We start from the raw sequence: 24,142 nt of genomic DNA on the forward strand, positions 1-24,142 counted from the left end.
TAGCAGGTGGTTTGTTTTAATCGTCAGATTTATCTTGAGAATGAGACAAATCCAAATATAAAGATGCTTTATTATCAGGTAAATGATGACTCACGACAATCAGCCAGCCGTTTTGTTGTTGTGCACATAACGATTGCCAAATTCGATTACGCGTATCTGCATCAAGCCCAGCAAAAGGTTCATCTAATAATAATAACGGTTTGGGACGCAATAATAAGCGCGCCAAAGCAATGCGGCGCGCTTGTCCACCGGAAATTGCGGTGCCGTATTCACCTAAAGGTGTTTTTAATCCCTGCGGCAAATCTTGCGCCCAACGCGCTAAATCCACTTTTTCCAGTGCGGAAAATAATGCATCGTCGCTAATGGCATGATCGCCCAAACGCAAATTATCTGCGAGCGATAAATCAAAAATATCAATACGTTGTGCGAGATAATGCGCCATTTTTGGAGAATAAACCGCGCCATCGCACAAAATTTTTCCGCGCGCGGGCGCTAATTCGCCGGCTAAAACGTCCAATAAAGTAGATTTACCGCAACCCGACCGCCCCGTAATAATTAATGATTCGCCGCGTGAAAGCGTAAAATTGACGCCCTCAAATCCCGAAAGTGCCCCTTTTTGCCGCGCGGCAAGATCGGTGACGATGATTTTTTCAACGTTTTCATCAGGCAAATGAACAGCCTCCGGCGTTATATCAACGGGCAAAGCATTTAAACGACAACTGGCAGCGCGCGCAAAGCCCAGCGCCATAAATTGTTGAGCGAGCGGCGCCATCGCTTCATTGAGTCCAAAAACGCATAAAATCATCGCCAAAAACAACGGCACCGATAAAATCTGCGCCTGCAATAACGGCACCGCCTGCCATAACAATGCACACACCAGCGCCGCCAACACGCATTGTTGTAGCCATAAATAAAACGATGCGCGCCATTGTTGCTCGCGTTTTAATTGGCTGTAGTCATCATCGGCGCGCAAAAAATCGCGGCGGCAATTTTCCCAACGATCCCAAAGCAGCAGCGCTGTTAAAATCCGCAGCGGATTAATCAATAAAACGCGCCGTTGTTCTGATTTATCCGCATCATTTTGTGCCAACGTTGTGCCGCGGCGCGCCGCACACGCCGGTAATAAAATGCCGGCAAAAATCAACGGTACCGCGGCAACGATTGCCAGCATCGGCGCCGTCCAAAAAAGCCAACATAAAAAAATACTTTGCAGTAATAACGCCCACAGCCACGGTTGCACAAAACGCAGCGGAAAATGATCCAATAAATCAATGTCATTGGTTAAACGGTGCATCGTTTGCGCGAAAAAAAGCGGTTGCGCGCTGGCAGCGAGTTGGGCAAAAAAACGGCAACGTAAATCGCGCAATAAATGAAGAACGGCATTATGCGAAGCTAAACGTTCGCCGTAACGTCCAGCGGTGCGCATCATGGCTAAAGTACGAATGAGGGCTGCCGGCGGAAAATAATTAAAAGTAAAAGCGTGATTGAGGGAAACGAGTCCGGCGAGCGCTGCGGCGCTGATAAACCAACCCGAAACCGCTAACAATGCAATTGCCGCGCCTAAAGTGATCGCGCCTAAAAAGGCGGCGAGCCACCATTGTTTGGCGCGCGGTTGCCATAATTCACGCAAATGCAGCGGACGCTTCATCGGATTCCTTTAAAGTAATGATGTGATCAAGCCAAGGCAGATGTTCAATATCGTGCCCAACGAGTAACAGCGTTTTTCCGGTACTCACGCACGCTAATATGGCATAAATTTCAGCGGCAGTTTGTTCGTCTAAATGCGCGGCGGGTTCGTCTAACAGCCACAGCGGTTTATTGCTTAATAATAATTGCGCTAAAGAAAGCCGCTGCTGCTGTCCGCCGGATAGACCGCGCCCATTTTCGCCCAGCGGCGTATCCAGTCCCAACGGCAAAGCGGAAATTAATGTCCACAAATCCACTTGCATTAAAACGCGTTTCATATCGCTGGCGCTCGCTTCTTTTTGGGCTAAACGTAAATTTTCGGCGATGGTGCCGGATAATAATGTCGGCGTTTGCGCGAGATAAGCGATATCTTGCCGGCGCCAAAAATGCGCGGATTCGCCGTTGATATTAATAACGCCTTGATAATCCGCAAATCCTAATAAAGCGTGTAATAAACTCGATTTTCCTACGCCGCTTTTGCCACAAATACCCACGCGTTCGCCGGCGGCAACGGTAAATGAAACGGGCGCCAAACGTTTTCGTCCGACGGCATCAATCATCGTTAATTGCGCAAAACGCAATGACGGCGCCGCGGTTAACGGTTTACTACTGGATAATTGGGGCGGCGGATTGGCAGCAAGCAGCGGTTGCAACATGGAAATTGCCGCTTGTGCCTGCGCTTTAGCGTGGTAATCGCTGCCTAATTGCCGCAAAGGAAGATAAAACTCCGGCGCCAGTAATAAAATAAATAAAGCACTTTGATAAGGAACGGGAACGCGTCCTGCCGCCCACGGCAAAATGCCGATCAGTCCCAAACCCAAATAAACGGCAACTAAAGCAATGGCGAGCGCAGAAAATAGTTCTAAAATCGCGCCGGATAAAAAAGCAAGTCGCAAAACGCTCATCGTTTTTTGGCGATATTCTTCCGCGCTGCGGGCAATCGTGGTTTGCGCCCAATTGGTGACGGCAAGACGGCGCAAAGTAGGCAATCCGCGCACAATATCTAAAAATTGACCGCCGAGTTGATTTAAAACGCGCAATTGTTGCCGGCTTTTATCAGCGGCTAAACTGCCGACTAAAATCATAAAAATTGGCACCAGCGGCGCCGTTAATAGCATTAATCCGGCGGCAAGTGGACTGTGAAAAAAGACGGCAGCGGCGATGATGAGCGGCGTCATCATTGCCAGTTTGCTTTGCACGTAATAACGGCTGATGTAGCCGTCTAAAGCGTCTACTTGCTCTAAAATTTGCATACTTAAAGCGCCGTCATTACCGAATTGTTGCCGCGCGGCGCCAAAGGCAGCGATTTTATCCAGTAATTGCACGCGCAATTGTTGACGGCAACGCAGGCTGATGTTTTGCAGCACATAATCTTTTATCAAATGAGTTAACGGGCGCAAAAATAAACACAATAAAAGCGCGGGCAAATCATGCTGCAATAATTGTCGGGTGAGCGGTTGCTGCTGACTGGCAGCCGATAACCAATCGGCAAAAATGCGCGCCAGTAATGCGCTTTGCACAATGAATAGTACGACGCTGATCGCGGCTAAAAAAATGGGCAATACTAATTGCCGGCGATAAGGACGCAGCAGTGTTTTAAGCAAAACGGCAGCGGGTTGAGGCATTTTTAGGCGGCAACAAATTGTTTGACTGCCAAAATGAGCGTGTTATCTTCCAGCGCGGAAATGCGGTGGCGCTCGTTGGCTGCTAGACGAATAATGTCATATTGCGCGGCGGTATATTTTTCTTGCTGGGTGATGATTTCCGCGCGTCCGTTAAAGACGATGAGCAAAATCACGGCATTGGCGCAATATGGCGGAATTTCATTGCCTTTTTGTAGCGCTAATTGCACGATTTGCTGAGTTTCGTCTTCAGCGAGAATGCCGCCTAATAAAGCATTTGGGTCTAAAGCATAATGTTGCATGATGTTCTCACAAAAAAATTGGGCGTTTCTAGATGATTTTCGCGATTAATTTTATCATCTGCGACAGCAAATATTAGTCAGTTTTTTAAATGACGCTGTGATGATGAATGTGAACATGATGATTGAGCGGTTCATTTTCATAATCATGATTGGCTTTAAAGCCGCGCAATATCACGCGAATATTTTTTTCTTTCGCGGTGATATTGGAAAAATCTTCAATTAAATCCATTACATCGCTGGAAATATACAGTGAATTGCTGGCGTTGATAATCAGCGTTGAATTGCGGCGGATATTTTTTAAGGTTTTTTTAATCGCGGCTTTGTTTAAAAAAGACACTTCCTCGGCAAGCGATAATTCAATCACTTTCGCATCGGCAAGCTGTTCGCGGCTTAAATAATAGGCGCGTTTCATGTGATTTTGTAGGATAAAAATAATGCTGATAATCAAGCCAATGCCTACGCCTTTGAGTAAATCAAATTGCACCACGGCAATCATCGTTGAGAAAAAGGGAACGAATTGATACCAGCCTTTTTGCCAAAAATGTTTTATCACGCTCGGGCGCGCTAATTTATAACCCACCAAAATTAATACCGCGGCTAAACTGGCGAGCGGAATGCGATTAAGCAGCGGTGCCATTGTTAAAACGCAAACGAGCAATAAAAAGCCGTGCACAATGGTGGCGGTTTTACGTGTAGCGCCGGCGTCAGCATTGGCAGAAGAGCGAACGATGACGGAAGTCACCGGCAAACCGCCCAATAATCCGGCGATGATGTTGCCAATCCCTTGCGCGCGCAATTCGTGGTTGGTGTCGGTGATGCGGCGTTGTTTATCGAGATGATCAGCGGCTTCAATGCTTAAAAGTGTTTCAATAGATGCCACGATTGCCATCGTTGCGCCCGTTATCCAAACATAACTATTTTTAAAACCGGCAATATTAGGCAGCGTAATCATATTTTTAATATCTTCAATGCCGCGTGGATTGGGCAGCGAAACGAGTTGATGTGCGTCGAGCGTCCAATGATTGCCCATTTTTTGAAAAATGATGCTGATGATGGTGCTGACGATAACGGCAATTAATGCCGCCGGTATGTTTTTGAAAACGCCGGCAATGTTTTTCCAAAATAAAATAATAAATAACGAAATGATGGTGATGAAACTGGCGCCGAGATGCGGCTGCGTGAGCAATGTTTGCCAATTATCGCCGCTGTTGCCGCCGAACGCGTAAGGCAGTTGTTTTAACATAATGAGGATACCGATGCCGGCTAACATGCCTTCAATCACCGCGGTGGGCATATATTCGGCGATACTGCCCGCGCGCAAAAATCCCAAAATCAGTTGAATGGCGCCGGCGATGATGACGGCACATAAAAAAAGGTCAAACGCGCCTAATTGCGCCATCGCTGCCAAAATGACGGACACTAATCCCGCGGCAGGCCCGGAAACGCTGATGTGTGAGGTGCTTAAAAAGCCAATCACGATGCCGCCAATAATGCCCGCAACGATTCCCGATAACGGCGGAGTTCCCGAAGCCAGCGCGATGCCCAAACATAACGGCAAAGCAACTAAAAAAACAACCAATCCAGCGGAAAAATTCGTTTTAAATTCAGTTAAATAACTTGGTTTTTGGGCTTCCATATTAAAATCCTTATTAAAGCGGGGCGCGCAATGTTTTGCTCTTTTATTGATATTTTTTTGAGAATGTAACGGAAAATGTCATGCCAATTAAGCACGATTCCGTGATGGCAATGAATGTAACCATATGTAATACGGCGCAAAATGGTATCACATTCCGCGCCTGATGCCCGTTTTGATGCTTTGGGCTCGTTTTTGATCGAAAAAAATGCCGTCTTAAATCAGACGGCGAAATGATGATATTTTTATGAAAAAGTAATGAGCGCGGTTTTATTCGGTAGCGATGCCCATTGATTTTGCGGCGACACGGAAAATGTCTGTGTTATCAATGTAAAACTGACTTTCCGGTTTAACTTGATAGTATTTGCCCAAATTATTTTCCGTTTTGGCGATGGCTAAAAATTCTTTTGCCCCCGCACCGTGCGCATAAACGGGCACTAATTCGCGCGTATGATTATCGCTGTACCAACGCACTAAAGGCAGCGCACCGGCGCCTTGATTGACGATTTCAGAATAGATGTTTTTATTAGAATCAGGACCTTGCAAGAAACCGTTACCGTGATCAGTGGTGACGATTAATAAGGTTTCGTCCCAAGAACTGTTCTTTTCAACCCAATCGACTACGTTTTCAACCATGGTGTTGAAATCGATTTGTTCTTCAACCAAACGCGGCAGATTATTGGCATGCGCTGCCCAGTCAACCGCGCCGCCTTCAACCATTAAGAAGAAACCATTTTTATTTTTACTGATCACGTTTAACGCACCGCGCGCCATTGTGGATAAATCTGGTTGATTCATCAGTAAATTACCAGCGGCAACGCCCGAACGGTTAAATTGTAATGTGGCGTTATTTTGTGCGGTGCCCAATACTTTTTCTTTGCCGTTCATAGCAAGTTTATCGTTTGCTAAAGCCACGAAATCTTCTTTCTTTTCGATAAAACGATAATCAGTGTCGCCAGCGGTTAATTTATCCCAAGTTTCTTTGCCGCCGACATATTTAAATGCTTTATCTTCTTTAGGTTCAATTGGTTGACCATTTTCATCGAAATATGGGTGACCAGTGCCCATCACGACGGTTGCTAATCCAGAGTCTACGATTTCTTTACCAATTTGTGCGTATTCATTGCGGCTGCTGTTGTGCGCTAAAAATCCGGCAGGTGTTGCGTGTGACCATTGAACGCTGGAAACAACGCCTAAAGAACGTCCGCTTTCAACCGCATATTCACCAATATTTTTGAGTTTTTCGTCATCGTTTGACCAGTTAATGGCGTTATTGTAGGTTTTATGACCAGTTGCCAAAGCGGTTGCCGCAGCGGCGCTATCAGTTGCATCATTTCGAGCATATTCATAACCGCTAAAAAAGCTCGGATAATGTGCTAATTCGCCTTCAAGAACGGCTTTAGTTGGTTTATCGCTCCATAATTCTGCCGGATCAAAAATTACCGCATTTTCGTTACTTTTGGTTGGTTTTTTGGAGGTATTTAAAGGATAAGTGGAAGCAAATATTTGTACGTCAAATTTATCATAAGCTTCTTTTCCTAAAGCGCCGTGGCGGAAATAGCTTGCGGCTCTCCATGTATTAATACCAGCGCCATCACTGATTAATAAAATGACATTTTTCGCCGCTGCTGGCGCTTTTTCTTCTTGAGCGCTAACGAAAACGCTGCTTGCAGCCAAAGCTAAAGCTAAAGCCAATCGAGTCATAGAATGAGTCACACGAGTTCTCCATTTATTGATAAACGCGGGAAATGTTAATTCTCGTTTGTTTCCAAATAATGACGAATGCTACGCATAATCATTAAAAATGGCAGTTTTATTGGAGTTTGGCGCGATTTATAAATAAATGGCAATAAAAAAAGCGACCGCTCGGGGTCGCTTTTAAAACGTTTCATTATTTAATGCATGGGTTTTTGAACCATGATATCGATAATTTGCTGGTCAACGTGCTGCATACTTTCTCGCGCTAAAGCGCATAAATTGTTAATAGAACGTTCGAGATCGTGCTCCACAATACCTTCAAAACCCGTCACCCGCGTATTATCCAGCGCCATCAACATGGATTTATAACCCGATGTAATGCTGCTGATAACTTTCATCGCGCAACTGTTTGCCGCGCCGTCGCAAATCATGCCGCTGACATCGCCGATCATGCTGCAAATCGTATCGCTGACCGCTTCAAAACGTTCACTAAATAACCAAGCGCACGCGCCCGCGCTGCCCATCGCTGCCGTATTTGCCGCACATAATGAAGATAATGTGGGTAATTTCGCGTGAATATAAATGGCTAACGCATGCGATAAAAAGAGCGCGCGAATGGTTTTTTCTTCGCTGGATTTGAGATGCCGCGCAACCACAACCACGGGCATCGTCGCGGCAATGCCTTGATTGCCAGAACCAGAATTACTCATTGCCGGCAAACTCGCGCCGCCCATTCTCGCGTCAGATGCCGCGCCGGTTTCAATAATAATGCGGTTGAGCAAATCATCGCTTAATAAACCGTTGCCGATGTTTTTTTGCAAACTTCTGCCGATGTGCAAACCATAATCGGTGCGCAAACCCTCTTGTGATAATGCGCTGTTGAGCGTAGCGGCTTCTTTAATAAAACGAATTTTTTCCAAATCAACCGTGGTCGCAAAATCAAAAACATCTTTCGCTGTTATTTTCGTGAAAACGGCAACTGGATTTTTTTCATCTGCCGCGGCGACTGGTTTTTGATAAATTGTTTTTCCGTTTTTTTCGATGAGCACTACATTAGTATGCGTATCGGCGATGCAGACGCGCGCGATTTCGGCGCCCGCGGTTAACGTCACTTCAGCATAAAAAATGTGATCGGTATCTGCCATGGAAACGCTGACGGCATCATCTGCTAACATTTTTTTAGCAGCGGCAACGTCTTCCGCGCTAATTGATTTTAAGGTTTGTAAACCCGCTTCAGCATCGCCACCAATGGCGCCAACGGCGGCGGCAATGGAGAGTCCGACCATGCCGGTTCCGGGAACGGTGACGCCCATGGCGTTTTTCATTAAATTTCCCGAAACGCGTACGGCGATTTTTTCCGGCGCTGATGATAAATGTGTTCTACCGATGGCGGCGGCTAAAGCCACGCAAATGGGTTCGGTACACCCCAAAGCCGGCACTACTTCATGGCGTACTGCCGCTAAAATTTCCTGCTCTAAATCCTGTAATGAGGTATTCATATTGACTCCTACGTTATCCCCAAAATGCTAATAAAGGTGAAATCAGTAATAAGAATCCGGTAATGATGATGAGATGCAAAGAAATGCCTCGATATTTCCGGAGAAAGTCTACTTTATAAACCAAATAAGCAGGAATCAAGCAGCCGACGAGTCCAAAAATGGGGCTGCAAATAGAAGTAAACATCAAAACGGGCGCATTTAATACTACGGCGCTCCACGCCAAAATGATGGCAAAAAACATGATGCCTTTTTGTACCCAATCGGCGTTGATTTTTTCCGCCGGCATATAACGCAATAAAATATTCATGACGATGCCTTGGGTGGCTTCACGAAATCCTAAATAAACGCCGAAAAATGCCGTCATTACCGCAAAAATGTTGAGTAATACGCCGACATAAGTTGCCCAACTGCCGGGGAAAATTTGCGCGACGATGGCAAGGGCGGAAATATTTTGTTCGTAAGCTTTTACGGCTTCATCGTGTCCCATCGATAAAGTGAAGGAAACGGCGTAGAAAAAGACGGTGACAAAAAGCGTAATAAAGGCGATATTCATCGCGCGCAACGCTTTATAACGCGCAACTTCTGGTGATTGTTCTTTAGCGCGGTAGGAAATGACCATTGGGCTTAAAGTTTGAATAAATAAAATGGAGGTCAGCGTAAACGGAAGCGTAATAATCGCATCTTTAATTAATTTACCAACGGGCGGCAGCGCGCCGATGTTGGATAATTTCCACATGCCAACCATGGATAATCCCAAAGCGGCAACAATGACTAATTTGGTCAGCACCATAAAACTGGAGATTTTAAAAAGCAGCTTTTCGCCGCGGGAAGAAATCGCTACTAATATGCAAATCAGCGCCAAACCGTAAAAAGGACTATCAGATAATAAGGTTTTGGTGACGCCGAAGGTTTTTAAATAGGAGGCGCTGTCGTTGGTGATGGCAGTGGTATAAACAAACATCCAAATCACCAGCATGACGAAGTATAAAAGCCCGAGGAAGATGCCCCAGTTTTTGCCCAAATAACCGGAAATCACGGAAGGATAATCTTCACATTTGGGCGCTTCCGCCAGCGTATTAATGAAAAGCCGTTGGAATAAATACATCGCGGGATAACCGATGATGGAAGAAAGTAAAAATACCCACATACCCATCAAACCCACTTGCACCGGCAAAAAAACGATACCGGCACCAATTGCCATGCCGATACTCATAATGACCCAGCCGACATCGGTTGAATCAAATTTAATTTTTTCCGGAAGGGAAGAAGTTGCGTTTTGTTCTTGCATAAAAACCTCTTTTACTAGCGATGCCATCAAAGCTGATGACGGATAACGGATTACATTTAGTTTATAAATGAAGAGGTTTTAATGTTATCGCAAGAAATTCGAGATACCAAACACTAAAAAATTACCATTTTTAATTATTTGTTTTTAAACAATTTATTGATATTGCTTTCCTTTTTTAAAAGAAATTGATGAGTAATATAAAAAATGAATCCCGCGTCATCATTTATTCATAAACTACTGGTGCGATTCATATTTTTATTTGAAAAAAATAATAATGCCCTCATTAAAGCAATCAATAATTCAATGGAGTTCATGCAAATGAGTAAAAAATTTACAGCACGTTTTCAAGAAGCTTTATCGGCGGCGCAATCGCTCGCCGTGGGCAAAGATCACGCATATATTGAGCCGCTGCATATTTTTTCGGCACTACTCGATCAAGAAGGCAGCAGCATTATTGCGATTGTGCAACGCGCGGGCGCGCAAATCGGCGCGCTTCGGCAAGCGGTGATGCAGGCGTTGGAACGTTTACCGCGGGTGAAAAATCCCACGGGTGATGTCAATATTTCGCCGGAAAGTATGCGGTTATTGAATTTATGCGATAAATACGCGCAACAAAATGGCGATGAATATATTTCTTCTGAGCTCTTTTTGCGCGCGGTTTATGATGCAAAAGGGGATTTGGAGCAATTATTGCGTGCCAACGGTTTGGAAAAAGCGGCGGTAGTGGCAGCAATTGATGCGGTGCGCGGCGGCGAGGCGGTGACAGATGAATACGCTGAAGATAAACGCGGTGCATTGAAAAAATATACCTTAGACGTTACGCAGCGCGCGTTAGACGGCAAAATCGATCCCGTCATCGGTCGCGATGAGGAAATTCGCCGCGCGATGCAAATTCTTCAACGTCGTAGTAAAAATAATCCCGTATTGATTGGCGAGCCGGGCGTCGGTAAAACGGCAATTGTGGAAGGTTTGGCGCAAAGAATCGCGGATCGCGCTGTGCCGGAAAGTTTAAAAGGTAAACGTTTGTTATCTTTAGATTTAGCGGCGTTATTAGCCGGCACGAAATACCGCGGTGAATTTGAAGAACGGCTAAAAGCCGTTTTAGATGAAATCACGAAAGCCGATGGGCAAATTATTTTATTTATCGATGAAATTCATACCATGGTTGGCGCGGGCAAAAGTGAAGGTTCTTTAGATGCCGGCAATATGCTCAAACCAGCGCTTGCGCGCGGCGATTTGCATTGCATTGGTGCAACGACTTTGGACGAATATCGTCAATATATGGAAAAAGATGCGGCGCTGGAACGGCGTTTTCAAAAGGTGATCGTTGATGAACCCAGCGTTGAAGATACGATTGCGATTTTGCGCGGTTTGCAGGAACGTTATGAAGTGCATCACGGCATTAATATTACGGATCCGGCGTTGGTGGCAGCGGCGCAGTTGTCGCATCGTTATATCAGCGGACGAAAATTGCCCGATAAAGCTATCGATTTGATGGACGAAGCCGCGGCGCAAATTCGCATGGAATTGGATAGTAAACCGGAAGTGATGGATAAAATTGATCGGCGGTTGATTCAATTGCAAATCGAACGTATGGCGCTGGAAAAAGAAACCGATGCGGCGTCGAAAAGACGTTTGAGCGATTTAGAAGCAGAAATTGCCGCGCAAGAAAAAGAATATGCCGATTTAGAAGAGATTTGGTTGGCAGAAAAAGCGGGAACGCAGGGCGCCGCCGAAATTAAGGAGCAATTAGATAAATTACGCGTGGAATTGGAAGCGGCAAAACGGCGCGGCGATTTTGCGCGCGCGAGCGAAATTCAATATGGTTTGATTCCGGCAAAAGAAAAGCAATTGCTTGAAAATGAACAACAAACGGAACAACGTCCGCATCGTTTAATGCGTAATAAAGTGACCGCTGAAGAAATCGCGGAAATCGTTTCCCGTTGGACGGGGATTCCGGTTGCCAAAATGATGGAAGGCGAAAAAGAGCGTTTATTGCATTTGGAAACGGTATTAAATGAACGCGTGGTAGGACAAAAAACGGCAGTTGAAGCGGTTGCCAACGCGATTCGGCGCAATCGCGCGGGATTATCTGACCCAAAACGTCCAATTGGTTCTTTTTTATTTTTGGGGCCGACGGGTGTTGGTAAAACTGAATTATGTCGTACTTTGGCGCAATTTTTGTTTGATAGTGAAGAAAATATGGTGCGCATCGATATGAGCGAATTCATGGAAAAACATAGTGTTGCACGTTTAATTGGGGCGCCTCCGGGTTATGTTGGCTACGATCAAGGCGGTTATTTAACGGAAGCTGTGCGGCGCAAACCGTATAGCGTGGTGTTATTTGATGAAGTGGAAAAAGCGCATAGCGATGTTTTTAATACGTTATTGCAGGTTTTAGATGAAGGTCGTTTGACTGATGGGCAAGGTAGAACGGTCGATTTTCGTCACACGGTGATTATTATGACCTCCAATTTGGGCTCCGATATGATTCAATTGCTGGCGGAGAAATCGTATGAAGAGATGAAATCGGCAGTGATGGAGATTGTGATGGCGCATTTCCGCCCCGAATTTATTAATCGTATTGATGAAGCGATTGTGTTTCACGGTTTGGCAAAAACGCATATGTATCGCATTGCGCAAATTCAATTGGAACGTTTGCGGCAACGTTTGCAAACGCGCGAATTACTGTTAAGCGTTGAAGAAGATGCGATTAATCAATTGGTTGAATTGGGTTATGATCCGCTTTTTGGCGCCCGTCCGCTAAAACGTGCGATTCAAAATTATATTGAAAATCCTTTGGCGCAGGCGTTGTTAGCAGGACAATATTTGCCGCAAAGTACAATTACGATTGGTTTTGATGGCACAAATTTTACTTTCCACTGATTTTTAATGATTGAAAAACCGCCTGCGGGCGGTTTTTTTGTGGGGAGGGTTTTTGAACAACTCGAAATGATGCAGTTTTTATAATTCAAATGCATCAATTTCAACTGCCGTCGTAATGTTCATATTTTTATCTAGGATAACCATCCATTCCATAGAACGATTGGATACCAACGGCAAAAAGAATGCTTCTTCCAGATTGAGATGCGCTTTTTGTAGGGCAGTTTTTACGTTTTGTTGTTGTTCGGCATTGAGTTTTGGAAAACTTTGCGCCAGCGGTTTAGCAGCTTTGCGGATTTTTTCAAGTTCAGATGAATAGGCAACCCAGAGTGTTGGTTGTTGCGCAATGTCGAAACCTTGAAATGCTTTCTCAACGCCTTCTTTTCGCTCTTCGGCGTTTTTCCAGTCGCGAACGGCAAGGAGATGATGACCAAAATAAGGAAATTGACGAAATTCTGGCAACGCTTGTGGCAATTCATCAAGCAAAATATCACCTTTCGATAAAATACGAATACTGTCCAGTTCAAAAACTACAGCAACGGGACGCGCCAGATAAATGTTATACATGCCATAAATAAAGGCGGAAAGTTGAATGAAAATAATCAAAGAGAAATCAATGATGCATTCTTTTAAGCGTTTTTGCGGATTGGACAAAATAAAAGTCAGCAGCGGTCCACAACAAACATCAATACCAAAAATTAAAAAGAATAATTTAAAACTGCCCATAATCTTTTGATATGGAAAAGGATACCAAACGAAAAAGATTAAACCAGCTAATAAGACAGCAACGGTTAAGGAAAGTAAAAAATGGATTCCAGAAATTTTTGCAGCAAATAAAAATCGTTGTTTATTCATAGCTTTTTACTGATTGATGGTGAAATAAAAAAGCCTCTCAAGAGAGAGGCTTTTAAGTAAGCTAATGTTTACACTAGATACTATTTTTTAGCTTTTTTTACTGCATTCGGGATAAATTTATCTGCTAAGTCAGTACCATCACCTGCAATAAATGAACCATTAACCAATTGATCTAAAACCAATTTTTTACCAGTGATCAGCTTAGAAATTTTACCTTCTGCAGTGCCTTGACCATAAGTGATTTCGACCTTACAACCATTCGGATCGCCAGCTTCTGTCTTTGATTGATCATAGGTACCATCAATTTTTGCTAAGGCATACTTACCTTTGTCTTCGTTGCCAACAACACCAGATGCTGGAGCTGCGTCCGGTCCTTTACATTCGCCGTCTTGTAAGTTTTCAGCGATACGAACTTTCAAACCATCAGCCAAGCTTACGCCTTCAGCTGCTTGTGAACGAGCGATGTAGTCGTTGTATGCAGGGATAGCGAAAGCCGCTAAGATACCGATAATTGCAACTACAATCATGAGTTCGATTAAGGTGAAACCTTTTTGTAAACTTTTCATCATATTCTCCTATTAAGAATGTGAACATTTAAATATCATCTTGTTTAGAGTCAGTTGCCTGACGCCTTTCATTATGCGTCATCAATGCCAATATTGTTTTTATATTTAAAAACAATTAGTTAAAAAAATTATTTTCTGACACACGCGCTTTTTTTGCATTTTTTCTACTATTTTTCCGGCACAATAACGTTGGTTTTATAAAAGGAAATGATGATGACGAATATATGGCACACTGCGCCCGTCTCTGCGCTTTCCGGCGAAATAACGATATGCGGCGATAAATCAATGTCGCATCGCGCCTTATTATTAGCAGCGTTAGCAGAAGGACAAACGGAAATCCGCGGCTTTTTACCGTGCGCGGATTGTTTGGCGACGGCGCAAGCATTGCGTGCATTATGCGTTGATATTCAAAGAGAAAAAGAAATAGTGACGATTCGCGGCGTGGGATTTCTGGGTTTGCAGCCGCCGAAAGCACCGTTAAATATGCAAAACAGTGGCACTAGCATGCGTTTATTGGCAGGAATTTTGACGGCGCAGCGCTTTGAGAGCGTGTTATGCGGCGATGAATCATTAGAAAAACGTCCGATGCAGCGCATTATTACGCCGCTTATGCAAATGGGGGCAAAAATTGTCAGTCACAGCAATTTTACGGCGCCGTTACATATTTCAGGACGCCCGCTGACCGGCATTGATTACGCGTTACCGCTTCCCAGCGCGCAATTAAAAAGTTGCCTTATTTTGGCAGGATTATTGGCTGACGGTACCACGCGGCTGCATACTTGCGGCATCAGTCGCGACCACACGGAACGCATGTTGCCGCTTTTTGGCGGTGCGCTCGAGACTCAAAAAGAGCAAATAATCGTCACCGGTAGACAAAAATTGCACGGTTGCGCGCTTGATATTGTCGGTGATTTGTCGGCGGCGGCGTTTTTTATGGTTGCGGCTTTGATTGCGCCGCGCGCGGAAGTCGTTATTCGTAATGTCGGCATTAATCCGACGCGGTCGGCAATCATTACTTTGTTGCAAAAAATGGGCGGACGGATTGAATTGCATCATCAGCGCTTTTGGGGCGCCGAACCGGTGGCAGATATTGTTGTTTATCATTCAAAATTGCGCGGCATTACGGTGGCGCCGGAATGGATTGCCAACGCGATTGATGAATTGCCGATTTTTTTTATTGCGGCAGCTTGCGCGGAAGGGACGACTTTTGTGGGCAATTTGTCAGAATTGCGTGTGAAAGAATCGGATCGTTTAGCGGCGATGGCGCAAAATTTACAAACTTTGGGCGTGGCGTGCGACGTTGGCGCCGATTTTATTCATATATATGGAAGAAGCGATCGGCAATTTTTACCGGCGCGGGTGAACAGTTTTGGCGATCATCGGATTGCGATGAGTTTGGCGGTGGCAGGTATGCGCGCGGCAGGTGAATTATTGATTGATGACGGCGCGGTGGCGGCGGTTTCTATGCCGCAATTTCGCGATTTTGCCGCCGCAATTGGTATGAATGTAGGAGAAAAAGATGCGAAAAATTGTCACGATTGATGGTCCTAGCGGTGTTGGAAAAGGCACGGTGGCGCAAGCTTTGGCGCGGCGGCACGGTTGGGCATATTTAGACAGCGGCGCGGTTTATCGTTTGGCAGCGTTGTTTTTGAAGCGACAAAATTTGTCACTCGCGGCAACGGCAACTCAAGTGGCAGCGTTACAAGAAATGGCAGTGGATTTTGTGATGACGGAGACGGTGGTGCGCGTTTTTTTAAATGGCGTGGTGATTGATGATGTTTTGCGTCGGGAAGAAACGGGTGCGTTGGCATCGCAATTGGCGGTTAAACCAGAAATCCGCGCGGCATTATTGGATTTTCAACGCAATTTTGCCGGCGATGCGCCGTTAATTGCCGATGGACGCGATATGGGAACGGTGGTTTTTCCGGAAGCCCCGTTAAAAATTTTCTTAGATGCGACGGCAGAAATTCGTGCGGAAAGACGTTATAAACAGTTGATAGAAAAAGGGGAAGATGTTACCCTAGCCGCCCTCAAAAAAGAGATTGCCGCGCGCGATGCGCGCGATCGCAATCGTCTTGTAGCACCTCTTAAACCAGCTTCGGATGCGGTGCTGATTGATACTACCGATTTATCGGTGCAGGCGGTGCTTGAGAAGATCGATGCGCTTTGGCAAGCCCATTTTTTTAATTTTTGATCAAACCCTTAGAGAACCTCATGGTAGAAGAATCATTTGCAGAACTTTTTGAAAAAAGTATTGAAACAACCGAACTGAAACCCGGTGCCATCATTAAAGCTGAAGTTGTTCAAATTGGTAAGGATTTTGTGGTTTTAAACGCTGGTTTAAAATCAGAAGGTTTTATTCCCGTTGAGCAATTTTGCGACGAACAAGGCACGTTGACGATTCAAGTCGGCGATAAAGTGGAAGTCGCTTTGGAAGCTTTGGAAAATGGCTATGGTGAAACCCAAATTTCTCACGAAAAAGCTCAGCGCATCCGTACTTGGGAAATTTTAGAAGCAAAATTTGCCAGCGAAGAAATTATTAAAGGAATCGTTTCTGGACGCGTCAAAGGCGGTTTTACGGTTGACGTAGAAGGCGTAAAAGCCTTTTTGCCAGGTTCTTTAGTTGACGTTCGCCCCGTTAAAGATCCCGCTATTGTTGAAGGAAAAGAAATCGAATTTAAGATTATTAAACTCGATCAAAAACGCAATAATATTGTGGTTTCTCGTCGCGCGGTTATTGAACATGAATATAAAGCTGAACGTGAAGAAGTTCTGCAAAATCTGCAAGAAGGTGATGTTGTTAAAGCTGTGGTTAAGAATTTAACCGATTACGGCGCCTTTTTGGATTTGGGCGGCGTTGATGGTTTGCTTCATATTACTGATATGGCGTGGAAACGCATTAAATATCCTTCTGAAGTGGTCAATATTGGCGATGAAGTAGAAGTTAAAGTTTTGAAGTTTGACCGTGAACGCGCACGCGTTTCTTTGGGATTAAAACAATTAGGTGAAGATCCTTGGGGTGATATTGCCGAACGTTATCCGGTTAATACGCAAGCAAGCGGTCGTGTAACCAATATCGCTGATTACGGCGCTTTTGTTGAAATTGAAGACGGCGTGGAAGGTTTGGTGCACGTTTCCGAAATGGATTGGACGAATAAAAACGTCAATCCCCGCAAATTTGTTGCCGTCGGTCAAGAAGTAGAAGTGATGATTTTAGATGTTGACAGCGAACGTCGCCGCATTTCTTTGGGCATGAAACAATGTCAATCCAATCCGTGGCAAGAGTTTGAAAAGAATTACAACAAAGGCGAACGCATTAAAGGACAAATTAAATCTATTACCGATTTCGGTATCTTTATCGGATTGCCGGGCGGTATTGATGGTTTGGTGCACTTGTCTGATTTATCTTGGGACGAAAATAACGAAGAAGCCGTGCGTGCTTACCAAAAAGGTCAAGAAGTGGAAACGATCATTTTGGGCATCGAAGCCGATCGTGAACGTATTTCTTTGGGTATTAAGCAACTTTCTCAAGATGTATTTTCTCAATATATCGCAGCGCATGGACACGGAAGCGTGGTCAGCGGCAAGATTGTTGAATTAGACGAACGTCAAGCAACTGTGAATTTGGCAGAAGGTGTAAACGGCGTTTTGCGTGCTGCCGAAGCGGCGATTGAACGCGTTGAAGATTTAACAAAATTGTTTGCTGTTGGCGATGAAATCGAAGCAAAAGTGTTAAATATTGACCGTAAACATAAATCTATTGCTCTTTCTATCCGCGCGAAAGATGTGGCTGAAGAAAAAGCAGTTATTCAAGACTATACCCGCAAAGATAATCAGGCGAGCACTTCACTCGGTGATATTTTCAAAGAATTAAATTCTGACGAAGCCTAATTATTTCTGCGGAAATCTAACAAAAGAAGCTCCAATTGGAGCTTCTTTATTCGAGGAATATGATGACAAAATCTGAATTAATTGAACGTTTAGTGATGAAGTATCCCCAGTTGCGCGCGCAAGATGTTGAAGATACTGTAAAATTGATGATTGAACGCATTTGCCATACTTTGGAAAAAGGCGATCGTGTAGAAATTCGGGGTTTTGGCAGTTTTTCTCTTCATTATCGTGAATCTCGCCAAGGACGTAATCCCAAAACGGGCGAATCTGTACGCGTTCCTGCCAAATCAATTCCTTATTTTCGTGCTGGAAAAGAATTGCGTGAACGGGTTGATGAAGAAATAAACCAATAACAGCATGTCACTTCCAGTGCAGCACCGCTTGTCGGTGCTGTTTTGTATTTATCTTTGGCAGCATTTTAAGGAGAAGGCATGGCTCGAAAAAACTATTTGCGAAAACCCTCTTTGCGTCTTCGAAAAGGGGAAAGTGTGCAACAAAAGTTGAAGCAATGGCTGATTTTTATTGCGAGCGCATTCATTATGGCGCTGGTTAATCATTTTGTGCCCTCGGAAAATAGCGGTTCCAATCAAAAAGATGCGGCTTTTTCGCGTGGCGCGCGTTTATCTTGCCGTTTATTAAAAGTCACCGATGGCGATACCGTGCGCGCAGAATGCGATCAGCGTAATTTATCGATTCGCCTGATTGGTATTGATGCGCCAGAAATGAAACAAAAACCATGGGGCGAACAATCAAAAGCGGTATTGAGCCAGATATTGCCGGCGCAATTCATGCTGGAAAGTCACGGCGCCGATCGTTATCAGCGGCAATTGGGACGCATTTTGACCACTGATGGCGTTGATATCAATTTAGAAATGCTCAAACAAGGCAGAGCCGTTGCCTACGATGGCAAAGATACGCCTAAAAATTATCAACAAGCCGAAGCTGAAGCAAAACGCGCCAAACGCGGTGTTTGGGCAAAAGCAGGCGATCATCAAGATCCCAAAAAGTGGCGGCGTTATCATCAATAATTGAACACTTGCTTGTGGACAAGTAAATCCACAAAGGTCTCGTAAACAGTTGCGAGTTTGGTTTAGTACAAAAAAAACGAGGACGGCATGGACGACGCCGCAACATTAATACCCACACGTTATACCCAAGAACAACATCACATTGATCCCAGCGTTTTTGATCGAAGAGCGATTGCTATTTGTCGGCAATTGCATGAAGCCGGCTATGAGGCTTATTTAGTTGGCGGCTGCTTGCGCGATACATTGTTGCAACAACCGCCAAAAGATTTTGATATTGCTACCAATGCGCGTCCGGAAGAAATTGCGGCATTATTTCGTAATTGTCGCTTAATTGGACGGCGTTTTCGTTTAGCGCATTTGCATTACGGGCGCGATATTATCGAAGTGGCAACTTTTCGCGCATCGGCAGATGAACAAGTAAAAACGGACGCCGATGGTCACGTTTTAGAAGACAATCATTACGGCACGATGGAAGAAGATGTGCTGCGCCGAGATTTTATCATCAATTCATTGTATTACGACGTTCAAACTGGCGTTTTAATCGATTATTTAGATGCTTTAGCGGATATTCGCGCGCGGCAAATTCGTTTAATTGGTACACCTTCTGCGCGTTATATTGAAGATCCCGTGCGCATGTTGCGTGCCGCGCGGTTTGCCGCAAAATTATCAATGCCTTTGGAGGCGCAAACGCAACAAGCCATTGCTTCTTGTCGGCAGGAATTGCGCGCCGTGCCTGCCGCGCGTTTATTTGATGAAGTACAAAAATTATTTATGAGTGGTTACGGCGAAAAAAGTTATGAAATTTTGCGTTCATTTGAACTTTTTGCCATGCTTTTTCCCGATGTTGATCGTATTTTTTCTTATAAAAATAAAGCATTTGCCGATTATGCCGACCGGCTTATTCGTTCGGCTTTGCAAAGTACTGATCAACGCATCGCCCACGATCAACCGGTTACCGTCGCCTTTTTATTTGCCGCATTTTTATGGCCGGTCTATCAATTGCAATACCGCGGTTTATTAAAAACGGGAATGAATTGGCACAGCGCGATGCAAGAATCAGTTGATTTAGTGTTGATTGCGGCAGCGGAGCGCGTATCGATTCCATTACGGTTGCGCGGCATGATTCGCGAAATTTGGACGTTGCAAGCGCGTTTTGAATTAACGGGGAACAGTCAGAAAAAAATCCGCGGATTATTAACGCACCCGCGGTTTCGTGCGGCATACGATTTTCTCGTCATTCGCCAAAAAGCCGGCGAAGCGCTTGCTCAATCCATCGCTTGGTGGACGGCAATGCAAACCGAACAACAACAATATTTAGAACAACCGCCCGTAAAAAATACGAAACCGCGCAAATCGCGTAACACGCGGAGAAAATCGTGAAACGCATTTGGATCGCTTTGGGATCTAACCAAAACGATCCAGCCCAACAATTGCAGCGTGCGCGCCAAGAATTAGCGCAGCTTTTTCACGAAGAAAAAGCCTCTCATATTTATCGTACGCCGCCTTGGGGTTATCTCGCGCAGCCGGATTTTTTAAACGCGGTGATTCGTTATCGTACGGATAAAAATGCTCATCAGGTTTTGCGCGATTTGCAAGATATTGAGCAAAAGCACCACCGCATTCGGCAGCAAAAAAATGGACCGAGAACTTTGGATTTGGATTTGCTGCTTTATGAAGGCGTTGTTTTAGAGGAACCGGATTTAATCGTGCCGCACCCACGCATGCATCAGCGCGCTTTTGTTTTAGAACCGCTTGCCGAACTTGATTCCGAAATGCAGTTGGCAGAAAAAGGCAGCATTTGCGATTTATTAGCGCAATGCGATTGCAGCGGGCAGACGCGGTTAAACATGAGCGGCTGGAGCGTATCGTAGCCGCATTTATGACGAATGATCTTTGGACGTCGTCAATAACGGACGCACCAATTCGCGCACGGCATCAGCGCTGGCAGCGTTTAAAGCGCGGGCGAGTAGTTCGCGGCAATGTCGATAATTTAAGCGCCGGATTAATTGTTTGACCGCCGGCAATCCCGCGCCAGAAATAGATAATTCATCAAATCCCATCGCAAATAATAAGGGTACGGCTTCAATTTGTCCGCCCATTTCGCCGCAAATGCCGATTGTGCGACCGGTGACTTGAGCGGCATCAACAGCGTGCGCAATCAATCGCAAAACGGCAGGGTGCAGTCCATCGTATTGAGTGGCAATTTTGCTGTTACCGCGATCAATGGCGAGCGTGTATTGCGTGAGATCATTGCTGCCGATGCTGAAAAAATCGCAAACGGTTGAGAGTTGAGCGGTGATCAGTGCCGCCGCTGGCGTTTCAATCATCGCGCCGACAGGCAATTGAGGATTGCAGGCAATACCTTGACTTTGCAGGATTTCTGCTTGTTGCGCGACGGTTTCACGGACGAAACGCATTTCGGAAATATCGTTTACCATCGGCACCATAATATGTAAATTGCCAAAAGCAGAAGCACGAAGCGCGGCGCGGATTTGTGTTTCAAATAAATCGCGCATTTCGGTATAAATCCGCACGCCGCGCCAGCCTAAAAACGGATTTTCTTCTTGAGGAAAATTGAAATACGGCAATGGTTTATCGCCGCCAATATCCAGCAATCGCAAAATCACGGGTTTAGGCGCCAGATGTTCAACTACTTGACGGTAAGCGTGATATTGCACTTCTTCAGAAGGTTCCGCGGTTGTTGACATAAATAAAAATTCGCTGCGAAATAAGCCGATGCCTTCGCTACCGTAATCGTCAACTAAATGTAGATCCGCGGTAGAGCCGATATTGGTAAAAAGATGAATGTCTATTCCATCTTGGCTGACGGCGGGCAAATCGCGCAATTCATTGTATTCTTTAGCGGTATTTTCGGCGCTGATGATTTCATTTTTAAATGTATTTAAGGTGGATTCATCGGGATCAATGATAAAAAGACCTTGACTGCCGTCGAGAATGGCGGTGGTATCATCTTTGGCGGCGGAAAGGTGTTCTAATCCCATCACGGCTGGAATGCCTAAATTGCGCGCTAAAATCGCAGCATGACTCGCGCGTCCCCCAAATCGCAGCGCAAAACCGCGCACGTGCGCAGGATTGAGTTGCGCGGTTTCGCTCGGCGTTAAATCTTCAGCAACGATAATGCAGTTTTTCGGTGCATTGATTAAAGAAATCAGCGGTTGATGATTGAGTGCTTGGAGTAAGTTTTTTTGTAAATCAATAAAATCTGCGGCGCGGGCTTGCAAATATTCATCATCAAGCGCTGCCATGCGCGCTGCGGCTTCGTCTAAATAATGTTTTACGGCAAACGTTGCCGATTCTTGTTGACGGATCAAGTCCGCGATATCTTTTTCGAATTCTTCGTCGTGCAGCAATTCCAGATGACTGGCAAAAATTTCTGCATCATCGGCGCCGGTGGTTTGTAATGTTGAGTGGTAAAGCCGTTGCAGATATTGATCAACTTGCGCTTGTGCGGCGAGAAAATGTTGTAAATGTTCTTCGATTTCTGCCGGCGCAATTTTTTGCGTTTGAATTTTAGGCGTGGTGGGGATATAGCGCCAGATAGTGCCGATGGCAATACCAGGAGCCGCGGCAATTCCTTTTTGTTGTGTTTGCATTATTCGTTTAATCCATTTATAAAATCGATGATATGCTGAACGGCGCGTTCTTCATCACTGCCCTGACCGCGCACTGTGATGTCGTCGCCTTGACTGAATCCTGCTTGGAGGAGTTTCATTAATGATTTGGCATTATGTGCGTGATTATCTTTGATAAGCGTGATTTCTGATTCAAAGGTTTTCGCCAATTGTACGAGCTCTTTTGCCGGACGCGCATGCAAACCGGAGGCGTTTTTGAGAGTGGTTTTAAGTTCTTTCACAAAAATATCCTTTTGGGAAATCAATGATGAGTGAGATTCTAGCCGATGCTATCGGGAAAATCAGTAATAACCTTTTTAAACCACAAGCGTCCGTATGCTCAATAAAACGTGGCGCAATTTAGACGAGAGAAAAAAAGAAGTAATTCCATGATTAAACAGATTTTTTTTGATATTGATGACACATTATGTCGTTTGGGACGTTTGCCGGAATATAACGCCCAATTATTACAAGCGCTTCATCAACGAGGTATTCATATCGCTATTGCTACGGGGCGCGGACTTTCTATGTTACCGCCGGATATTGAAGCGTTATTTACTGCGGGATTGATTGAAGTTTTAGTCAGTATGAACGGGCAATTTAATAGAGTGGGCGAAAAAGTGGTGAGTTGTTATCCGTTATCGTCGGAAGATATCAGCGATTTAATCGCGCTTTGCCAAAAATATCGCGTTCATTATCAACAAGTTGGTGAAAAACATATTGCGTGGTCTGCAGATATGCGTCATTACGATGCCATCACTGCTTCTTTAACGTCTTGCATTATCGATCCTGATTATTATCAAAAATTTCCGGTTTATCAGTTATCGGTTTTTTTGCCCGAATCGCAATTCGTCGCGCAGATTTATCAATCGTTTACGGAAAAAGGCTATTATTTATTGCCGTGGCGGGGCGGCGCTGATGTGTTACCGCATCAGGCATCAAAAGCGCGCGGCGTATTTGATATTTGTCAGGCGTTATCGTGGCTTCCGGAAGAAACTATGGCTTTTGGCGATGGCGTCAACGATATTGAAATGTTGCAAGCGGTAGGCATTGGCGTTGCGATGGGCGATGCGGGCGACGAGTTAAAAGCGGTGGCAGATTACGTTACGGGAACGGTAGAAGAAAATGGCATTTTGCAGGCGTTACAACATTATAAAATTTTGCCGATATAGTTTTTATTTGTGTTGTTTATTAATGGTTTTGCCGATTATGGCGCAACCAAATGCCGCGCGTTTGGTGGAGGCGCATTTTGAATACGTGAAAATGGTCAAACTTATTTCTGACGAATGTTTGCTGCACGCACAAGCATTTGCTCGATCGCAATCGTCGCGGCAAACCGCCATTGACGTTACCCGTTGTTATTCTTTTTTATTGGAAAAGCGCGAACGCATGCAGCATGAATTTATCGACCGCCTCAATCGTTTAAAATTTACCGAAGGCGCGCTGACTGATAAAGAAAAAGAATTTATCGCGCTGGTATTTTTTATTGACCAAAATTTGCAAGAAATTGCGGCAACCGTTGAACCGATTTATCAAAAATATCGGCAGTAAATCGGCGC

General features: G+C 44.9%; 21 protein-coding genes. 10 read left to right on the forward strand and 11 right to left on the reverse strand.

All coding sequences use genetic code 11. From position 1 onward, the window contains the following. Positions 1-16: 16 nt before the first annotated feature. From cydC to AKG33_RS02620, 7 genes are all read right to left on the reverse strand, one after another. The gene (cydC, locus tag AKG33_RS02590) at positions 17-1,648 is read right to left on the reverse strand and encodes a thiol reductant ABC exporter subunit CydC (RefSeq protein WP_011927852.1); all 1,632 of its coding nucleotides are present in this window, start codon (positions 1,646-1,648) and stop codon (positions 17-19) included. Next, entirely contained in the window at positions 1,623-3,311 is a 1,689-nt protein-coding gene (gene cydD / locus AKG33_RS02595; RefSeq protein ID WP_011927853.1) for a thiol reductant ABC exporter subunit CydD, read from the reverse strand. Before cydD ends, cydC begins: the two co-directional genes overlap by 26 nt. A gap of 2 nt (positions 3,312-3,313) precedes the next feature. Next, a complete protein-coding gene (locus AKG33_RS02600; RefSeq protein WP_011927854.1) occupies positions 3,314-3,610 on the reverse strand; it encodes a cupin domain-containing protein in 297 nt (98 codons plus the stop codon). 85 nt (positions 3,611-3,695) lie between these two features. After that, on the reverse strand, positions 3,696-5,246 hold the full coding sequence (locus AKG33_RS02605) for a SulP family inorganic anion transporter (RefSeq protein WP_050707891.1): 1,551 nt from the start codon (positions 5,244-5,246) through the stop codon (positions 3,696-3,698). Between the two features lie 267 nt (positions 5,247-5,513). Further along, entirely contained in the window at positions 5,514-6,947 is a 1,434-nt protein-coding gene (locus AKG33_RS02610) for an alkaline phosphatase (RefSeq protein ID WP_050707892.1), read from the reverse strand. A gap of 191 nt (positions 6,948-7,138) precedes the next feature. Then, positions 7,139-8,440 (reverse strand): L-cysteine desulfidase family protein, encoded by a 1,302-nt coding sequence (locus AKG33_RS02615; protein ID WP_011927857.1) that lies wholly within the window; start codon positions 8,438-8,440, stop codon positions 7,139-7,141. Between the two features lie 13 nt (positions 8,441-8,453). Then, positions 8,454-9,728 carry an aromatic amino acid transport family protein gene (locus tag AKG33_RS02620; RefSeq protein ID WP_011927858.1) on the reverse strand — a complete coding sequence of 425 codons (1,275 nt, stop codon included), beginning with the start codon at positions 9,726-9,728 and terminating at the stop codon, positions 8,454-8,456. A gap of 312 nt (positions 9,729-10,040) precedes the next feature. Between AKG33_RS02620 and clpB the strand changes: the two genes are divergently transcribed. Next, positions 10,041-12,614, forward strand: a complete 2,574-nt coding sequence (clpB, locus tag AKG33_RS02625) for an ATP-dependent chaperone ClpB (protein ID WP_050707912.1) — start codon at positions 10,041-10,043, stop codon at positions 12,612-12,614. A 78-nt stretch (positions 12,615-12,692) separates the two neighbouring features. Here the strand turns inward: clpB and AKG33_RS02630 are convergent, their stop codons facing one another. Both AKG33_RS02630 and AKG33_RS02635 read right to left on the reverse strand, forming a co-directional pair. Beyond that, a complete protein-coding gene (locus tag AKG33_RS02630; RefSeq protein WP_050707893.1) occupies positions 12,693-13,466 on the reverse strand; it encodes a hypothetical protein in 774 nt (257 codons plus the stop codon). 80 nt (positions 13,467-13,546) lie between these two features. After that, the gene (locus AKG33_RS02635) at positions 13,547-14,032 is read right to left on the reverse strand and encodes a pilin (protein WP_050707894.1); all 486 of its coding nucleotides are present in this window, start codon (positions 14,030-14,032) and stop codon (positions 13,547-13,549) included. Positions 14,033-14,245: 213 nt separating this feature from the next. On the opposite strand from AKG33_RS02635, the gene aroA reads away from it, so the two are divergent. The 7 genes from aroA (at position 14,246) to folK (ending at position 20,822) form a co-directional block, all read left to right on the forward strand. Beyond that, a complete protein-coding gene (gene aroA / locus AKG33_RS02640; protein WP_050707895.1) occupies positions 14,246-15,574 on the forward strand; it encodes a 3-phosphoshikimate 1-carboxyvinyltransferase in 1,329 nt (442 codons plus the stop codon). After that, the gene (gene cmk, locus AKG33_RS02645) at positions 15,552-16,226 is read left to right on the forward strand and encodes a (d)CMP kinase (protein WP_050707896.1); all 675 of its coding nucleotides are present in this window, start codon (positions 15,552-15,554) and stop codon (positions 16,224-16,226) included. The genes aroA and cmk overlap by 23 nt, the downstream gene beginning before the upstream one ends. Before the next feature lie 20 nt (positions 16,227-16,246). Beyond that, positions 16,247-17,923, forward strand: coding sequence for a 30S ribosomal protein S1 (gene rpsA / locus AKG33_RS02650; protein WP_011927864.1), 1,677 nt, complete (start codon positions 16,247-16,249; stop codon positions 17,921-17,923). Between the two features lie 62 nt (positions 17,924-17,985). Next, positions 17,986-18,276 carry an integration host factor subunit beta gene (locus AKG33_RS02655; protein WP_011927865.1) on the forward strand — a complete coding sequence of 97 codons (291 nt, stop codon included), beginning with the start codon at positions 17,986-17,988 and terminating at the stop codon, positions 18,274-18,276. A 78-nt stretch (positions 18,277-18,354) separates the two neighbouring features. Then, complete coding sequence (locus AKG33_RS02660) at positions 18,355-18,951, forward strand: thermonuclease family protein (RefSeq protein WP_011927866.1); 597 nt, start codon at positions 18,355-18,357, stop codon at positions 18,949-18,951. A gap of 87 nt (positions 18,952-19,038) precedes the next feature. Continuing rightward, on the forward strand, positions 19,039-20,331 hold the full coding sequence (gene pcnB / locus AKG33_RS02665) for a polynucleotide adenylyltransferase PcnB (protein WP_050707897.1): 1,293 nt from the start codon (positions 19,039-19,041) through the stop codon (positions 20,329-20,331). Further along, entirely contained in the window at positions 20,328-20,822 is a 495-nt protein-coding gene (folK, locus tag AKG33_RS02670) for a 2-amino-4-hydroxy-6-hydroxymethyldihydropteridine diphosphokinase (RefSeq protein ID WP_050707898.1), read from the forward strand. Before pcnB ends, folK begins: the two co-directional genes overlap by 4 nt. A 6-nt stretch (positions 20,823-20,828) precedes the next feature. Here the strand turns inward: folK and ptsP are convergent, their stop codons facing one another. Further along, entirely contained in the window at positions 20,829-22,565 is a 1,737-nt protein-coding gene (gene ptsP / locus AKG33_RS02675) for a phosphoenolpyruvate--protein phosphotransferase (protein ID WP_050707899.1), read from the reverse strand. Further along, the gene (locus AKG33_RS02680) at positions 22,565-22,825 is read right to left on the reverse strand and encodes an HPr family phosphocarrier protein (RefSeq protein WP_011927870.1); all 261 of its coding nucleotides are present in this window, start codon (positions 22,823-22,825) and stop codon (positions 22,565-22,567) included. The genes ptsP and AKG33_RS02680 overlap by 1 nt, the downstream gene beginning before the upstream one ends. A gap of 147 nt (positions 22,826-22,972) precedes the next feature. Here AKG33_RS02680 and AKG33_RS02685 point away from each other — a divergent pair, with 147 nt between their 5' ends. Both AKG33_RS02685 and AKG33_RS02690 read left to right on the forward strand, forming a co-directional pair. Then, complete coding sequence (locus tag AKG33_RS02685; protein ID WP_050707900.1) at positions 22,973-23,755, forward strand: HAD family hydrolase; 783 nt, start codon at positions 22,973-22,975, stop codon at positions 23,753-23,755. A gap of 37 nt (positions 23,756-23,792) precedes the next feature. Next, a complete protein-coding gene (locus AKG33_RS02690) occupies positions 23,793-24,134 on the forward strand; it encodes a hypothetical protein (RefSeq protein ID WP_123962250.1) in 342 nt (113 codons plus the stop codon). Positions 24,135-24,142 lie beyond the last annotated feature (8 nt).

It is taken from the genome of Dichelobacter nodosus, assembly GCF_001263335.1.
In the GTDB taxonomy this organism is placed as follows: Bacteria; Pseudomonadota; Gammaproteobacteria; order Cardiobacteriales; family Cardiobacteriaceae; genus Dichelobacter; species Dichelobacter nodosus.

Coding starts and splice junctions, on each gene's coding strand:
- ptsP (WP_050707899.1), bottom strand. CDS start 22,565: ATGCAAACACAACAAAAAGGAATTGCCGCGGCTCCTGGTATTGCCATC.
- aroA (WP_050707895.1), top strand. CDS start 14,246: ATGACGAATATATGGCACACTGCGCCCGTCTCTGCGCTTTCCGGCGAA.
- pcnB (WP_050707897.1), top strand. CDS start 19,039: ATGGACGACGCCGCAACATTAATACCCACACGTTATACCCAAGAACAA.
- AKG33_RS02685 (WP_050707900.1), top strand. CDS start 22,973: ATGATTAAACAGATTTTTTTTGATATTGATGACACATTATGTCGTTTG.
- AKG33_RS02660 (WP_011927866.1), top strand. CDS start 18,355: ATGGCTCGAAAAAACTATTTGCGAAAACCCTCTTTGCGTCTTCGAAAA.
- AKG33_RS02600 (WP_011927854.1), bottom strand. CDS start 3,610: ATGCAACATTATGCTTTAGACCCAAATGCTTTATTAGGCGGCATTCTC.
- cmk (WP_050707896.1), top strand. CDS start 15,552: ATGCGAAAAATTGTCACGATTGATGGTCCTAGCGGTGTTGGAAAAGGC.
- AKG33_RS02620 (WP_011927858.1), bottom strand. CDS start 9,728: ATGCAAGAACAAAACGCAACTTCTTCCCTTCCGGAAAAAATTAAATTT.
- cydC (WP_011927852.1), bottom strand. CDS start 1,648: ATGAAGCGTCCGCTGCATTTGCGTGAATTATGGCAACCGCGCGCCAAA.
- AKG33_RS02630 (WP_050707893.1), bottom strand. CDS start 13,466: ATGAATAAACAACGATTTTTATTTGCTGCAAAAATTTCTGGAATCCAT.
- AKG33_RS02605 (WP_050707891.1), bottom strand. CDS start 5,246: ATGGAAGCCCAAAAACCAAGTTATTTAACTGAATTTAAAACGAATTTT.
- AKG33_RS02655 (WP_011927865.1), top strand. CDS start 17,986: ATGACAAAATCTGAATTAATTGAACGTTTAGTGATGAAGTATCCCCAG.
- cydD (WP_011927853.1), bottom strand. CDS start 3,311: ATGCCTCAACCCGCTGCCGTTTTGCTTAAAACACTGCTGCGTCCTTAT.
- AKG33_RS02635 (WP_050707894.1), bottom strand. CDS start 14,032: ATGAAAAGTTTACAAAAAGGTTTCACCTTAATCGAACTCATGATTGTA.
- clpB (WP_050707912.1), top strand. CDS start 10,041: ATGCAAATGAGTAAAAAATTTACAGCACGTTTTCAAGAAGCTTTATCG.
- AKG33_RS02615 (WP_011927857.1), bottom strand. CDS start 8,440: ATGAATACCTCATTACAGGATTTAGAGCAGGAAATTTTAGCGGCAGTA.
- AKG33_RS02690 (WP_123962250.1), top strand. CDS start 23,793: ATGGCGCAACCAAATGCCGCGCGTTTGGTGGAGGCGCATTTTGAATAC.
- AKG33_RS02610 (WP_050707892.1), bottom strand. CDS start 6,947: ATGACTCGATTGGCTTTAGCTTTAGCTTTGGCTGCAAGCAGCGTTTTC.
- rpsA (WP_011927864.1), top strand. CDS start 16,247: ATGGTAGAAGAATCATTTGCAGAACTTTTTGAAAAAAGTATTGAAACA.